General features: G+C 41.1%; 17 protein-coding genes. 8 read left to right on the top strand and 9 right to left on the bottom strand.

Going from position 1 to position 15,046, the window contains the following annotated elements; translation table 11 throughout:
• Position 1 precedes the first annotated feature (1 nt).
• The 3 genes from nuoN to E0H77_RS02655 all read left to right on the top strand — a co-directional run bounded on the left by nuoN (position 2) and on the right by E0H77_RS02655 (position 2,734).
• The gene (nuoN, locus tag E0H77_RS02665; protein ID WP_131312318.1) at positions 2–1,498 is read left to right on the top strand and encodes an NADH-quinone oxidoreductase subunit NuoN; all 1,497 of its coding nucleotides are present in this window, start codon (positions 2–4) and stop codon (positions 1,496–1,498) included.
• A gap of 100 nt (positions 1,499–1,598) precedes the next feature.
• Complete coding sequence (upp, locus tag E0H77_RS02660) at positions 1,599–2,234, top strand: uracil phosphoribosyltransferase (protein ID WP_131312317.1); 636 nt, start codon at positions 1,599–1,601, stop codon at positions 2,232–2,234.
• A gap of 65 nt (positions 2,235–2,299) precedes the next feature.
• Positions 2,300–2,734, top strand: a complete 435-nt coding sequence (locus E0H77_RS02655; RefSeq protein ID WP_131374825.1) for an excalibur calcium-binding domain-containing protein — start codon at positions 2,300–2,302, stop codon at positions 2,732–2,734.
• Between the two features lie 3 nt (positions 2,735–2,737).
• On the opposite strand, the gene gigC is transcribed toward E0H77_RS02655, so the two are convergent.
• On the bottom strand, positions 2,738–3,625 hold the full coding sequence (gene gigC / locus E0H77_RS02650; protein WP_131312316.1) for a LysR family transcriptional regulator GigC: 888 nt from the start codon (positions 3,623–3,625) through the stop codon (positions 2,738–2,740).
• Positions 3,626–3,708: 83 nt separating this feature from the next.
• On the opposite strand from gigC, the gene E0H77_RS02645 reads away from it, so the two are divergent.
• Positions 3,709–4,470 (top strand): ferredoxin--NADP reductase, encoded by a 762-nt coding sequence (locus E0H77_RS02645; RefSeq protein ID WP_131374768.1) that lies wholly within the window; start codon positions 3,709–3,711, stop codon positions 4,468–4,470.
• 28 nt (positions 4,471–4,498) lie between these two features.
• Here the strand turns inward: E0H77_RS02645 and E0H77_RS02640 are convergent, their stop codons facing one another.
• The gene (locus tag E0H77_RS02640; protein WP_131313144.1) at positions 4,499–4,921 is read right to left on the bottom strand and encodes a hypothetical protein; all 423 of its coding nucleotides are present in this window, start codon (positions 4,919–4,921) and stop codon (positions 4,499–4,501) included.
• A 157-nt stretch (positions 4,922–5,078) separates the two neighbouring features.
• Between E0H77_RS02640 and E0H77_RS02635 the strand changes: the two genes are divergently transcribed.
• Positions 5,079–5,276, top strand: coding sequence for a hypothetical protein (locus E0H77_RS02635; RefSeq protein WP_228258279.1), 198 nt, complete (start codon positions 5,079–5,081; stop codon positions 5,274–5,276).
• Positions 5,277–5,314: 38 nt separating this feature from the next.
• Here E0H77_RS02635 and E0H77_RS02630 read toward each other — a convergent pair whose 3' ends face one another.
• From E0H77_RS02630 to E0H77_RS02610, 5 genes are read right to left on the bottom strand one after another with little or no spacing between them, the layout of a single operon-like run.
• The gene (locus tag E0H77_RS02630) at positions 5,315–6,514 is read right to left on the bottom strand and encodes a BaiN/RdsA family NAD(P)/FAD-dependent oxidoreductase (RefSeq protein ID WP_131374766.1); all 1,200 of its coding nucleotides are present in this window, start codon (positions 6,512–6,514) and stop codon (positions 5,315–5,317) included.
• Positions 6,515–6,544: 30 nt separating this feature from the next.
• Positions 6,545–7,444, bottom strand: coding sequence for a 1-aminocyclopropane-1-carboxylate deaminase/D-cysteine desulfhydrase (locus tag E0H77_RS02625; protein ID WP_131374764.1), 900 nt, complete (start codon positions 7,442–7,444; stop codon positions 6,545–6,547).
• Entirely contained in the window at positions 7,444–8,598 is a 1,155-nt protein-coding gene (locus E0H77_RS02620) for an HlyD family secretion protein (protein ID WP_131374762.1), read from the bottom strand. The genes E0H77_RS02625 and E0H77_RS02620 overlap by 1 nt, the downstream gene beginning before the upstream one ends.
• A gap of 15 nt (positions 8,599–8,613) precedes the next feature.
• Positions 8,614–10,257: an MFS transporter gene (locus E0H77_RS02615; RefSeq protein WP_131374760.1), complete on the bottom strand. Its 1,644-nt coding sequence runs from the start codon at positions 10,255–10,257 to the stop codon at positions 8,614–8,616.
• Positions 10,250–10,819 (bottom strand): TetR/AcrR family transcriptional regulator, encoded by a 570-nt coding sequence (locus E0H77_RS02610; protein ID WP_165491477.1) that lies wholly within the window; start codon positions 10,817–10,819, stop codon positions 10,250–10,252. The genes E0H77_RS02615 and E0H77_RS02610 overlap by 8 nt, the downstream gene beginning before the upstream one ends.
• A gap of 193 nt (positions 10,820–11,012) precedes the next feature.
• Between E0H77_RS02610 and E0H77_RS02605 the strand changes: the two genes are divergently transcribed.
• The 3 genes from E0H77_RS02605 to E0H77_RS13725 all read left to right on the top strand — a co-directional run bounded on the left by E0H77_RS02605 (position 11,013) and on the right by E0H77_RS13725 (position 12,935).
• Positions 11,013–11,777: a class I SAM-dependent methyltransferase gene (locus E0H77_RS02605; RefSeq protein WP_131374756.1), complete on the top strand. Its 765-nt coding sequence runs from the start codon at positions 11,013–11,015 to the stop codon at positions 11,775–11,777.
• Positions 11,778–11,812: 35 nt separating this feature from the next.
• A complete protein-coding gene (locus tag E0H77_RS02600; RefSeq protein ID WP_131374754.1) occupies positions 11,813–12,448 on the top strand; it encodes a LysE family translocator in 636 nt (211 codons plus the stop codon).
• Between the two features lie 322 nt (positions 12,449–12,770).
• Positions 12,771–12,935 carry an NF038215 family lipoprotein gene (locus tag E0H77_RS13725; protein ID WP_165491476.1) on the top strand — a complete coding sequence of 55 codons (165 nt, stop codon included), beginning with the start codon at positions 12,771–12,773 and terminating at the stop codon, positions 12,933–12,935.
• Between the two features lie 58 nt (positions 12,936–12,993).
• Here the strand turns inward: E0H77_RS13725 and E0H77_RS02595 are convergent, their stop codons facing one another.
• Both E0H77_RS02595 and E0H77_RS02590 read right to left on the bottom strand, forming a co-directional pair.
• Positions 12,994–13,962 carry an MBL fold metallo-hydrolase gene (locus E0H77_RS02595; protein ID WP_131374752.1) on the bottom strand — a complete coding sequence of 323 codons (969 nt, stop codon included), beginning with the start codon at positions 13,960–13,962 and terminating at the stop codon, positions 12,994–12,996.
• Between the two features lie 293 nt (positions 13,963–14,255).
• Positions 14,256–14,996 (bottom strand): DUF4145 domain-containing protein, encoded by a 741-nt coding sequence (locus E0H77_RS02590; RefSeq protein WP_131374750.1) that lies wholly within the window; start codon positions 14,994–14,996, stop codon positions 14,256–14,258.
• Positions 14,997–15,046 lie beyond the last annotated feature (50 nt).

Genomic DNA, 15,046 nt, shown 5'->3' with positions numbered 1-15,046 from the left:
CATGAACTTCACAATCCAATTTTCAGATCTTATGCCACTTGCTCCAGTCATGATTGTCTCTTTGACAATCGTGCTGGTCATGATCTTAACGGCAATCAAGCGTAATCATAATCTGATTGCGACAGCATCCGTTATTGGCTTGAACTTGGCAGCATTCAATATCATTTTGCAAATGATGAATGGGCACTTCAGACCTGCTAATGTGATGAACATGTTTATGGTTGATCCATTTACCATGCTTTATCAATTGCTGATTCTGGTTTCTGCCTTGGCATGCTGTACTTTGTCGCATGCGTATATTGAAAGCTATAAAGGCAACCGTGAAGAGTTGTACTTGCTGTTATTGTCTTCTGTTGCTGGGGCAATGTTGATGGTAGCAAGCTCTCACTATGCATCATTCTTCATTAGCTTGGAGTTGATGTCAGTTCCTGTATATGGTCTGTTGGCATATACGCATGAACGTGAGAAGTCTTTAGAAGCAGGAATGAAATATCTGGTGTTGTCAGCAACTGCTTCTGCGATGTTGTTGATGGGTATGGCATATATTTATGCGTACACAGGTACATTGTCGTTCTACACAGGTTTTGCATCTTTGTTGCAAATGGTGAAAATGGGCAACCCAATGGTGATTTTGGGTCTTGGCCTAATCATTTTCGCAATTGCGTTCAAACTATCGTTAGCACCATTTCACAAATGGACGCCAGATGTTTACCAAGGTGCACCAGCGCCATTGGCAACCTTTTTGGCGACTGCTGCGAAAGTTGCAACCATTGGTTTGTTTGTCCGTTATTTACTTGCTGCAGGCGCGTTGATTCCATCAATCAGCTTGATCATCAGCATTATTGCGGTACTTTCAATTATTGTGGGTAACTTGCTTGCAGTACGTCAGGTTAACCTCAAACGTGTTCTTGCATATTCATCAATTGCACACTTTGGTTACTTGCTTGTGGCTTTAGTCAGCAAAAACTACTTCAGCCTTGATAGTGTAAATATGTATGTGATTGCTTACGTATTAACAACCATTGGTGCGTTTGGTGTCGTGACTCTAATGTCTAGCCCATACAACAATACCGATGAAGCTGAAAGTGTTGCGGACTATCGTGGTCTGTTCTGGCGTCGTCCTGTTTTGACTGGGACTTTGACAATTATGTTATTGTCGTTGGCAGGGATTCCGTTGACTGCAGGCTTTATCGGTAAGTTCATGGTGATTAAAGCTGCGGTTGATGCAGGTCACTGGTTCTTGGCTGCCATGATTATTGTGGGTAGTGGTATCGGTTTATACTATTACTTACGTGTTATGGTTGTGATGTACCTGACACCACCAGAAACTCCACGTATTGACGCTGAAAAACATTGGGGTCAAAAAGTCGGTGGAATCATGGTGCTTGGTGCAGCAGCATTGGTACTGTTGATCGGTGTTTACCCTGATCCTGTACTTAAAATTTCTGCAATGTCACAAGTTTTAGCGCCAATTCAACAAATATTGTTCAACCACTAATTTTAGCGGTCTAAAAAAGCCCTCATCAATGAGGGCTTTTTTATTTCTGATCGAAAAGCGATATACTAGGCGCAACTTAAATCTGTCAGGTGTTCTCCCCGTGCCTATTCAAGAAATTCGTCATCCATTGATTCGCCATAAACTAGGCTTATTGCGTCGTGCCGATATTAGTACCAAAAACTTTCGTGAACTTGCGCAAGAAGTAACTATGTTGCTGACTTATGAAGCAACTAAAGATTTACCTGTGGTTGATCAGGAAATTCAAGGTTGGGCAGGTGAGGTGACTACACAGCGCATTGCGGGTAAAAAAATCACCATCGTTCCGATTTTACGAGCAGGAATTGGTATGTTAGATGGCGTACTCAATTTGATTCCAAGTGCTAAAGTCAGTGTTTTGGGCCTTGAGCGTGATGAAGAAACTTTACAAGCTCGAACTTACTATAAAAAATTGGTTCCAGATGTAGCCAATCGTATTGCCATGATTATTGATCCGATGTTGGCAACGGGTAGCTCGTTAATCGCAGCAATTGATGTACTCAAAAGCAGTGGCTGTAAAGATATTCGCGTAATGGTACTGGTTGCAGCACCAGAAGGCATTGCCAAAGTTGAAGCCTTACATCCTGACGTTCGCATTTTTACCGCATCAATTGATGATGGATTGAATGACCATGGTTACATTGTTCCAGGTCTGGGTGATGCGGGTGATAAAATCTTCGGCAGTGTACAAAAAGACTAATGTTAATTTGAAAAAATACCTGTTAAATATCTAAATAACAGGTATTTTTTTATGAGACAAGAATGATGAAGAGAGCAGGCATGTTTTTATTTGTCGTTGTTGTATTGGTTGGTATCGGGATTTATATCACTTACTCAAGGCTGCAACAACATGAGCGAAAACGTGTGCAATATACGCAACAATTGATTCAAGAACAAAAACAGCTCATTGATGAACAACGGAAAAAACTAGGGAATCTCCCAGATCAATTGCCTGAACAAAAAACACAAGTAAAAGTTGCACCATCTATTATTAGTCGACCGATGCCAGCACAAAAGCCGATGCCAAGTCCGTTGGGATATTTTAAATGTGATGGTCGGCAATACTGCTCACAAATGCATTCGCTTGCCGAAGCACGTTGGTTTATACAAAATTGCCCAAACACCAAAATGGATGGCAATCGTGACGGAGAACCTTGTGAAAGTGATTCCCGTCGTAACACTGATCCAAATTGGCAATAAAGATTAGCCTGGCTGTTCGTCACAAAACCGCATAAAGGCTTTAAGCCCAGGCCCTTGATATTTCTGGCGATGTACAAGCATATAGAGTGGACGTCTGAGTTCCCAAAATGGCGTATCTAAAATAACCAGTTGTCCAGAATTGAGCATTGGTAGCAATGCAAGTTTAGAAATACATGAAATACCTAAACCACCTGAAATAATTTTTAAAATCGCTTCATTATGTCCGAGTGTCAGGCGGATATTGGCATCTTCTAAATCATTTAAAATAGCTGTATCAAAAACCTCACGTGTGCCTGAGCCTTCTTCACGCAAAATCCATTCTACATCAGCAAAATCTTGAGGTGTTAAAGGACGGTTTAGTTGCGCTAAAGAATGGCTTGGAGCACAACATACGGCCAATTCATCATCTCGCCAATGGATACTTTGTAATTGTGGAATATGGCAGGAACCTTCAATCAGTGCTAGATCAAGCTGGAATTGATTGACAGCTTCAATCATCTGGCGAGTATTACCGACTTGCAATTGTAAGTGGGCTTGAGGCTGTAATTGTAGGAAACCTGCCATCAAATCTGGCATTAAATAATCACTAATTGTTAATGTTGCACCAAGGCGTAAATCAATACTTTGTAATTCACCTTTGGCGACTTGTTCAAATGCTTCACAGCGCCCTAAAATTTCGAGTGCCTGTGGTAGCAAAAAACGTCCGAGGTCATTGAGCTGGAGGCGTTTTCCTAAGCGATCAAATAATGGCGCACCTAATCCATCCTCTAAATCAGCCAATGCCATACTGGCTGCACTTTGAGTTAGCTTGACAGCATCACTGGCTTTGGTCACAGTCCCTTCTTGGGCTACGGCTACAAAAACAGCCAATTGGCGTAAGGTCATGCGCATAGTTGAAGCCTTAAATGAGTAAAAATATCAATATTTGCCTCGCCATGCTAACATGAGCCGACGAATTCTTGCACCTTGAAATCATGACATCTGAAAAATTTACTGTAGAAAAAGTCTTATCTATTCAACGTTGGGCAAATAATTTGTTCAGCTTTAGCATGACACGACCTGCTCACTTTAAATTCACAGCAGGTCAGTTTGCGCGCATTGGTTTACAAGTTGATGGCGAACTCATTGTGCGAGCATATTCAATTGTTTCATCGCCTTACGATGAAACTTTAGAATTTTTTTCGATTGTTGTGCCTGATGGTGCTTTTACTTCACGCCTAAAAGACTTACAGGTGGGCGATGATTTGTATCTGGAAAAAATTCCCTATGGATTTTTGACTTTGGCACGCTATCAGCAACCTTTACCACACGATTTATGGCTACTGGCAACAGGTACGGGGTTGGCACCATTTTTGTCCATGTTGCAAGATTTTGAGACGTGGCAGAATTATCAAAAAATCAATCTGGTTTATAGTGTGCGGACACAAGCAGAACTGGCATATGTCGAGCGTATTCAGGAGATTGCTGCAACTTTTGGTGAAGGGCATACCGGATTTCAGTTTGTCCCAATTATTACGCGTGACCCACAGGCAATATTGCACCAGCGCTTGCCGGTTTTAATTAAAAATGGACAATTAGAAGCTGTGATCGGGCAGCAATTTAACTCGGAAACTAGTCATATTATGCTCTGTGGTAACCCGCAAATGGTTGAAGATACCAAAGAAGCCTTAAAACAACGTGGCTTGAGTATGAATCGCCGTGGTGAAGGTAATATTGCTGTTGAGAATTACTGGTAAAAATGAGTTTGGATATGTTTGCCACAGCTTAATGCACAAACATATCCATAAATGTACGGATTTCACTAATTGCGGTTTCAACATCGGAACTGAGCCAAGTCGGTTCAAAAAAACCTGCATAATATTCGAGTCGATCTTGTGGTACGACCAAGCGAATTGGACATTCTTCATCGACTAAACGCCAGGGAATAATGAGAATATCCTGATCGAGAAATGCTTCGATATTGCGTAAATCAATCACTATGGCACTGATAAAGTCGGGAAATGGCATGACAGAAAATTCTTCTGTACGGCGACGAAAATATTCCAAATCACCCCACTTGAGCACATAGCTTGGCTTGCTAAACTCAATCACGCCGATCAGATGCTGATCTCGCGTATAATGTAAATAACATTGATGCGTCACATCAGTGTCGAGTTCAAGGGAAGTGGATTGCAGGCTATACGACATAATCGTGGTGCATTGAAAAAGTGGCAAATAGTATAGCCTATTTTTAGGCTACAGCAGATAAACAATGTATACGTGATGATAATGCTTCTTCACACAACACAACACAAACTTGATGTAGTATAAAAAATAGTCGGATTGACGTGATAGAAAGGAGGAGATGACTATGTTACGCCATCTAAGTCGGTCACTTCATGAGATGTATGTAAAAGAAAATAAACGTCTCGTGCGTTTCATGTTTGCCATGATTGTCTTATTTTATATAGCAGTTGTGGCCTACATGTTCAGTTACAGCAACCCAAGTGCCAAAGATGCTTATACAGGGCATCCTCAAGCGACTAAAATCGTGAAAAATTAAACATATATACTGCTGAAGGAATGACGTTCCTTCGGCAGTTACACATATTCTGCTGCTGCAACGGCAGATGACCACGCCCACTGAAAATTGTATCCGCCTAAGTGTCCTGTTACGTCCAGTACTTCACCTAAAAAGAATAAACCTTTCTGCTTTTTACTTTCCATGGTTTTAGATGAAACCTCATCCGTATCAACCCCACCTAAAGTCACTTCTGCGGTACGGTAGCCTTCAGTACCCGATGGCTTGACCTGAAAGTTTTGTAGTTGAGTCGCAATATTTTCCAGTTTTTGATCGCTGAATTGACCAATTGCGGTTTCACTATCTACTTGCCAAATCAATTGTTGTAGTTCAATGATCACAGACTTCGCTGCAAGTTCACTGAGTAATGTGCGTAATAAGCTTTTCGGCTGGCTAAGTTTTTTCTGTTTTAGCCATTCACAAAGATCATGAGTTGGGAAAAAATTGATATGAAAACTTTCACCAACCTGCCAATAGTTAGATAGTTGTAATGAACTTGGACCACTCAAACCGCGATGAGTAAAGAGTAATGCTTCGGTAAAAGCAGTATCCGCATTGCTTAAAGTTGCTTCTAAAGCATTGCCACTTAAACGACTTGTGACTTCTTTAAATTGATCGGAAAAAGTAAAAGGAACAAGACCTGCACGAGTTGGATAAACCCGATGCCCGAATTGTTGTGCCAGTTTATAACCAAAATCTGAACCGCCGAGTGTTGGAATAGACAAACCGCCTGTTGCGACCACAACCGATTCAGCCTGATAGCTTTGAGTGGATATTTTAACACTAAACTGATGCTCTGCAAGCACTTGGACTTGAGTAACTTCTGCTGAAGCTTGAATGTCAACCAAATCTGTTTTGTTACATTCGGCAAGCAACATATTTAAAATATCTTTGGCGCCGTTGAGGGTAAATAGTTGCCCATGTTTCCGTTCTTCATAGGCAATCCCATATTCACAGACCAGACCAATAAAATCCCACTGGTTATAACGTGAAAGTGCCGATTTGACAAAATGGGGGTTATGACAAAGATAATTTTCAGGCTCGACATCAAGATTAGTAAAGTTACATTTACCACCACCTGACATCAGGATTTTTTTGCCGACTTTATTGGCTTTTTCTAGTACCAATACGGAGCGTCCGCGTTTGGCTGCACATGCTGCCAACATCAAGCCTGATGCGCCTGCGCCTAATACGATGACATCATAGTGTAGAGCAGACATGTGAGTTCTCCGAATACTAAAAACCGCGCATTATACTGAAATTTTCGGCATACCGCCTAACTCTTGACAACGTCCTTGCAAACCACCTGTATGAATAGCGAGAATTCGTGAGCCTTGTTGAAAAAATCCCTGCTGAATCAGGTCAAAAATCCCCATCAGCATTTTGCCTGTATATACCTGTTCAAGAGGAATCTGATATTGCTGTTCAAACGTTTGAATAAATTGGATCAGTTCAGGTGACGTTTTGGCATAACCACCACAACAGTAAGTATCCAAAATTTTCCAGTTACTTTTGCAGGTAAGCTGTGCAACTTCTCGGGCGAGAAATTCACCTTTAAGCGCAGAAAAACCCAGTAATTGGTGTCGTGCATCACTGGCTTGAATTAAGCCTGCCAATGTACCACCTGTACCGACTGCACAGCAAAATACATCATAATGATTTAAATCTTCCGAAGTTAGAATTTCCTGACAGCCTTGAATCGCAAGGGCATTGGTGCCTCCTTCAGGAATCAGATAGCAGTCGGGGAATTGCGATTGTAACTGCTGTAAAAAGTCTGGTTCATGACGTTGTTGATAGGCTTGCCGTGAAATAAATTCAAGCTGCATCCCCATCTCGCGTGCAGTTTGCAAGGTCGGGTTGAGTGGGCGCTGTGCCAGTTCTTCTCCCCGAATGATACCAATGCTTTGTAGACCAAGCATTTGAGCAGCGTATGCCGTTGCTGCAATATGATTGGAATATGCCCCCCCGAAAGTGAGCACAGCCGTTTTGCCTTGTTGCTGTGCCTGTTGCAGGTTGTATTTGAGTTTATAAAATTTGTTGCCTGAAATTTGTGGATGAACCAAATCCAGCCGTTTCAGATCAAGCTGAATATCATTGCGTTGCATCAAGGTTTCTATAGGGATTTTAGGCAACTGGGCTTGAATCTGCATTAACGTGTGCCTGTTCCTTGAGTGGACGTATCAACTGAGCTAATGACCGACATGCCTGGTCTGAGGCGAGCCAATTCGGGTTGATTTGAGTCAATTGCAATTTTCACGGAAATCCGCTGCACGACTTTGGTAAAGTTGCCCGTCGCATTATCAGTTTTTAAAACGCTGAACTCTGAGCCTGCGGCAGGAGAAATTTCCTCAACCCGTCCTGTAAATTTTTTGTGATTCAACGCATCGACGGTAAACGAGGCTTTTTGCCCAATCTGCATATTGGCAATTTGGGTTTCCTTAAAGTTGGCAACCACCCAAGTGGTTTGAGGAATGAGATACAGTAATTGTGAGCCTGCCGCAACATATTGTCCTACGCGTGGAGAAACATCACCCAGTTGCCCATCCATAGGGGCGGTGATGATGCTGTAATCTTTGGTGGTATTGGCTTGATCAAGTTGTGCTGCAGCATTTTTAACCTGTGCCTGTAAACCTGTTGTGGCAATTTGTGCCGTTTTTAAAGCTTCTTCAGCGACTTTGACGTTGGCTTTGGCTTCATTGAGTAAGGCAAGGTTATTCGCGAGATTGGCTCGACTTTGATCCAGATCTGTTTTGGAAACCGCACCAGTATCCCCTAAAGCTTGATAGCGTTGCAGTTGTTGCAATGAGAGTTGATATTGTGACGAGACCTGAGCGACTTTGGCTTGTGCTGCAGCAATATCGGCTTGGCGCTGGGCAATGGTTTGCTTCTGATTGTTAAAGTTATTTGCAGCTTGCTCGACACTGGATTGGGCTTGTGACACTTTTTGATTATAAGTTGTTGGGTCAATCCGAATCAGAATTTGTCCTTTTTTGACATGATCAAAGTCACTGACCAGCACATCCTGAATATAGCCATTGATTTGAGAGGATAAAATCGTGGTTTTACCTTTGATATAACTGTTGTCTGTCTGCTGGATTGGAGTATTGAATGGGCCAATCTGCCATGCCCACATAATCACGCTCATTCCAACCAATAGCACAAAGAACATCAGGATCAAGGTTGATTTTTTGGTTTCAATCAGTTTGCTGACTCGAGGCACTGCCTTTAAATGTGGCTGTTGCTGTGCTGTCGATGTGGCTTCCTGTTCAGCTGGGCGATCATCGGTTTTTGGCTGTTCACTCATAGCATTTCTCTAAAATTAAGAGGATTGAGGTTGGCGGCGGGCATTGTAGTGTGTAGATGCAATATTGCTGAAGCCCCAAACCAGTAAAATTACGGCAAAAATGCCATTTAAATAAATCACATCGTTATAGGCTCGTACCTGTGCTTCACGTGTAGTAACTTGTGACAGGCTGGCTTTTGCCTGTACTAGGGCTTTGCTGTTATCGGTAATATAAGAAGCGTACTTGCTTTGATACTGGCTGAGGCGCTGCGTCACGTTAGGATCGGTAGCTTCCAGGGCATTGTTAATGGTGAGTTGATAAACTTGAGTGCGTTCTTTTTGGTAAGTGGAAAAAAATGAAGACCCGACCAAGCCACCAAAACTCTGGGTTGCCGAAAACAGCACTAGATAAGTCACAACATGACCTGCACCTTGTTGCAAGGCACGACCAAAACCCACCAGTACCAGTGGGCCAATAAACAGACCGCCTGCAAATGCCACTAAAAACTGACTATGATAAAAATTGGCGGGTCGCACATCACTGGTCAAATGAAAGTCTAGACCGCAGGCGATGAATACCAAAAATTCGGCAAAGACCAATTGCAAGACAATACGTTCGCGGGCAAAGGTCAGCGCACTGAAAATAGCACCTGCAAGCATGCCAAAAAAAATCACGGTATAGAGACTCACGAATTGGTCAGGACCCATACCGACTGTTTTTAAAAAATTTACTGCAGCATAGGTTTGTTCTGACATAAGCAAGCGCAACATAAAGGCTGCAATAATAAAGCGCAAGGTTGGCCAAGTACCTAACCAACGCGTCATAATCAGTGGGTTAGTACGCTGATGTTCGTAAAAGAATCCCAAGACCAGCAGACCAAAACTACACATCAGCATATAGGCAATCCAAGGCGAGTCAAACCACCAACGCAGTGGCCCTTGTACTAAAACTGCACATAAACAAGCAAAGCCTGGGGCAAGTAAGGCAAAGGTGATGAAATCACCTTTTTCAAATACTGCAATACGTAAACTACGTGGCAGTTTGAGTGAAACCACCATGGCAAAACAGCAAATGCTCAGACCAAGCTCAAAGGTGTAGAGCACAGTCCAGTTGTTGACGTTTACTAGAAGCGGAGAAATAATCCATGCCAGCGGTACACCCAATTGCCCAATCCCAATCCCTAGATACAATCCTTTAATGCGATGTTCTTTGCTAAAACCCTGCATGATGTAATACATGCCCAGCGAACTGAGGGGAGCAGCTGCCAAGCCACTAATAAAACGGGCAAACAGTGCAGATTGATAGTTATGCACCAAAATATGCATGATCATGACGGCAATAAAAGCCAGTAAACCAATTTCACTAAATAACCGCAGTCCATACTGTTGCCGAGCTTTGAACAAAATCAAATTAGAGCTGACATTTGCCATGACATAGGCAGCGGGTAACCATGCGCCTTCAGTTGGAGTCAAGCCGTATTCACCTTGTAGCTGAGGCAGATTAGCGGTAATAAAACCGTTACTCAGCCCTGCGGAAAGCGCAATAAATATGCCGATAAAAAAATATAAATAACTTTTGCTCCGCGAGTGCTCAATTGAAGGGGGCGAGCCAGGCAAAATTGGGCGTTCATCGGCAGTCCAGTCGGGCGGTGTTTCCAGATAACGTGGCTGTTTATCCATAACGTGCCTCGTGTGATACTTGAATTCCTGTCAGTAATAGTTCAATGGCACGTTTTGCGAGGCGTATTTGTTCTTGTTCGGTATGCCCACGAAACGATGCAGTTAAAATCGAAATAATGGTACGGTAATCTTCAAAAGTCAGGTCTGGGCGACAAACCTTTGCAGTAATTGCCTGATCAATCAGCGGTTGAATAATCTGCTGATGTTGCTGGATGAGTTCTTGTAGCTGTGCCTCATTGGTATCGAGGACGCGCCAGTATTCTTTGAGTGCAGATAAGTGTGGCAGATTGTTAATATGACTGTAAATTAATAAAAACAAGCCATCTTCAAACTGCCCATAATATTTGGCACGTGTTTCCAAATTTTCAATGGATTGTTGCAACAAGGCATAAATCAAGTGCTTACGGTCAGCAAAATTACGATAAAACGTGGCACGTCCAACCCCTGCATAATCAATAATCATCTGTAAAGGCACATGAATGCCATGGGCTTTAATCATTTCTGCCGCGGCATTTAAAAGCTCTTCACGGTTTTGTGCCGCGCGTTGTAAATGTTTACTCATGCTTGCCAAGTCATTTAAAATCTTTTGATATTTTACGGACAAATTTGTCCGTTTGTGTCGGGAGAGATGTTTATAGTTTTGTAAACTTAATTAATTTATAGCTTTATTTTATAAATATACCTATAAATCATCATTATTTATTTCATCAGATCTTCTTTATGCTGTGTTTTATATCAATCAGAAGGAAGAAAAAATGAATACACAACATCAAGTGAATCAACATCAATATCAAAATAAATCAAATGCTTATTTAACAAGTAATGTTCATGCTCAAGGTGCAGAATTTGTAAAAATGCAGCAATGTGTGCAGCAGCACCAGTTCAAACGCATATTGGACTTGGGCTGTGGGGCGGGGCATGTCAGTTATCAGGTTGCACCGTATACTGAGCAGGTTATTGCTTATGATGTCACCCCGGAAATGGTGGAATTGGTTTGCCAGCAAGCAAAAGAGAAGGGTCTAACCCAAATTCAGGGGCAACAGGGTGCAGCCGAGCAATTGCCTTTTGCGGATCAATCCTTTGACTGCATTATTAGCCGCTATTCAGCACATCACTGGCAGCATGTCGGGCAAGCCATGCAGGAAATTTATCGTGTTTTGCAACCATACGGCAAAGTGATTTTTGTGGATATTTTGGGAAATGGTCAGCCTGTTTTAGACACCTTTTTGCAAATGATTGAAATGATTCGTGATCCAAGTCATGTGCGAAATTACAACTTGCAAGAATGGATGCAATTTGCTGAATATGCGGGTTTTCAGGTTGAGAAAGTAGAAAAACAAGTATTGCATTTGGATTTTCAGAGTTGGGTTAGCCGCATGCAAACTCCAGCAAGTGGCGTTGAAACGATTCAGAGCTTGCAAGGCAAAGTTTCTGATGCCGTCAAGCAACATTTCCAGATTCAGGCAGATGGTTCATTTCAAAGTGATGTGATGTATTTAGTATTGGGAAAAACAGCTTAAATTCTGCTAAAATAGCCGCCTTTGTTGGTCAGTAAATGGGTGCTGTCGTGAATAGTTTGTGGTCGCTTTTTCCGATTGCAGTCGCATTAATGTTAGGTGCGATTAGCCCAGGTCCAACCTTTATTTATGTGGCAAAAAACTCCATTGCAATTTCACGGAAGCATGGCTTATTTACGGCTTTGGGCACTGGAACAGGTGCAGCACTATTTGGTTTACTTGCGGTCATGGGCTTGCAAGCCATTTTATTGGCTGTGCCATCGGCATATTTGATTTTAAAAGTGTGTGGTGGTCTGTATTTGCTATGGATCGCATTTAAAATTATTCGACATGCGAAAGAGCCAATGCAGACTGAGCAGGATACAGCCCAGAAAATGAGCTATGCTCAAGCCTATCGTTTAGGGCTGATCACACAACTCAGCAATCCTAAAATTGCGATTGTCCTTGCCAGTATTTTTACTGCCTTGTTACCCAAAGAAATTCCAACGTATTACTATGTGGTTTTGCCTGTATTGTGCTTTTTTATTGATGCAGGTTGGTATTCACTGGTCGCTATGGTGCTTTCAGCTGAAGCACCGCGTAAAGTGTATTTAAAATCCAAAGCTATTTTTGACCGCGTTGCGGGTGGGGTGATGACTTTGCTTGGGCTAAAACTGATTTTTGGTATGAAGTAATCTCAAGAATTTAAAAAAAGCTTATTGTTTATCAATAGGCTTTTTTTATGCCTAAAATCAGCTGACATCATCAGGGGTGGGCAATAAATAAATTTGCTTTAGGGAGTAAGATGAATGTATCCATCATCTGAAGATAAGATGAAAGGCTTTATGATGAATATAAGCTCTTCTTAAAGATATTTAATATTAAAAATAAGCTGATCTTTTTATTGCTGATTTTAAGTATCTTAGAATAAGTTTCTTCACAAATTGAAATATATTTTTTAAAACATTTTGCAAATAAAGTGCTAATTTAGAATAAAACAACAAAGAGGATATGCTCATGAAGACAATATCCATACTCTGTGTAGCGATGAGTTTATTTGTGCTTACAGGATGTGAGCTAAAACAGCCTATCAAAACTCAGCCCAATTACTATGCACGAAGCATTGCAGGTATTCCTGTGTATCAACAAGACTATCAGTTAAGTGCAGTCAACAAACCGTAACTTTATTTGTCCAGTCCTGAAATAAGTATCTACCTATTTCAGGACTAAGAGATTTGTCTTAATCTTTAAAATGTACGGGAATCCACTGATAACTTTTTCCATCAGCAGAATAAATATGCCCAATTCCTGGGAAAGGTAAATGTGGAGCGGCAATGGTTTGCCCATTTTTAGCATACTCGGCAAATTGCTTTAACCGCGTTGCCACAGCTTGTTTAGGATCAACATCATAGCCAATCGCTGTTGCAGGATGATCGAACTGTATGGTGTGTGAATGCACAATATCACCAATAAAAACAATAGTTTCATTTGAGGTTTTGAGTTCATAACTAAAATGCCCTGGCGTATGCCCAGGAGTACTAATCACTTTAAAATCCTGAATCTGATCACCCAGTTTGTAGGTTTTAAAGCGTTGTTTGGCTTGATAAGGGGTAATCGCCTGTTTGATTTTTTCAACGGTGGCTAAATAGCCTGCCTGTTGTGTTTGCGGAAGTTTTTTGATCTGTTCAGGATTAAGCCAGTAATTGGCTTCGGTATTTGAGACATAGACGGTTGCATTTGGGAAATTGGCGATGCCATTTTTACTAATCCCACAGACATGGTCAGGGTGGAGATGGGTTAGCAAAATGGTATTGATCTGTTCAGGTTTGTAGCCCGATGCTTTTAAGTTGCTTAAAACCGAACCTAAATGTGACCCAAAACAACTGGCAGCACCACTATCGACTAACACCAGAGAATGATCTGTATTGACCAGAAAGGCATTGATGGAAGTTTGTATGCCTTTGGCTTGGTCTGCATAATATTTCTTTAGGCTTTCATGGATTTGTTGCTCTGAAAGCCCTTTAAATAAGCTGGGTGAAATATAGTTTGTACCATCAAGTAGTGCTGTAATTTGGGTTTGACCTGACTGATATTGGTAGTAGCCTGCCACTTGTTTGTGTTGCTCGATTGGAGCAGTGGGGGAAGTGGCGAAGGTAGAAAGGCTGATGAAACTTGAGCAGAGTAGAGCTGAGGCGAGTAGTTTTTTCATTTGGGTGTATTTTTTGATTTATTTATGGTGTTTATTTTTTAGCACGTGGGAAAATATTTTTCATCTTTTTTAGTTTGTGTAAATGAAGCGAAAATGCGTATGAATCTAAAAACGCAGTATTTCTTATCTTATAAAAGGGGGAGTGATTATTTTAAGTAGAAGTTCCTTCCCCCTTACTTTTGACTGGGCAAAAGTAACAAAACCCTGTTGTTCGTTAGAGGGCACGTCCGTATGCCCCTAACGAACGGGTGACATCCATGTCACGGGTCATGTGATCGGATTAATATTAAATTTTAAGATTTAGAGCGGCGTTCGAGTCTTCTTCTATTGGCTTCATTTATTTGTTCCGTTAATGTATAAATTTCAGTTAATAGAGCTTCTGTAAAATCTAAACAATCTAAAGCTTCATGTTCGCCTGTTGTTCCATCATGCGCTGAATCGTTTCCATCTAATCGAATACAATGGGCAAGCTCTTTAAGTCTTTTGGGAATAACATTTTCTGAAATTAAAAAGTTAATCCGATTATATAATTTTTCTTTTTGGTCTTTATTTGGCTGATTTACATTTGATGAATTCTCACATATCCATTTTTCTAATAAATTTTTACTGGCGAGATCGAGACAGAGCCGAAACATTGCACCACTTGCGACATAACAATTAACTGATAGACATTTTGTAGCTTCATCGAAAATATTTTGGATATTTTCAGGAACATATTTAGGACATTCCACCTGCTTTGTATTCGGGGGAATAATAATTTTAAAAATTTTGAAATGGTCACTGATATTGGTTTTATCCAAGATGCATAAATTCGGGTAAGATTCAATATGAGTTATTCTATTTAAAATATGAAAATTAGGTCCTCCATGAATAGCTAGAACGCAGCCCTTTTTACAATGACTACATTGGCAAAAAGCTTGCCAATAAGTGGCACTAGAATCATATGGTGATTGATGCATTGTAGTAGTAAGAACATCAAAACGGATGTTTTTTGCACCACAGAAATTACAGTTATGAACTAAGAAATGCTTCATTGTTATCTAGTTATTAAATAATTTGATTTATTTCAATAATACACTTTGTG

The sequence above is a fragment of the Acinetobacter brisouioides genome (genome assembly GCF_004331075.1).
In the GTDB taxonomy this organism is placed as follows: domain Bacteria; phylum Pseudomonadota; class Gammaproteobacteria; order Pseudomonadales; family Moraxellaceae; genus Acinetobacter.
The sequence above is the reverse complement of the archived record's forward strand: the minus strand, read 5'-3'. Positions and strand labels throughout refer to the sequence as shown.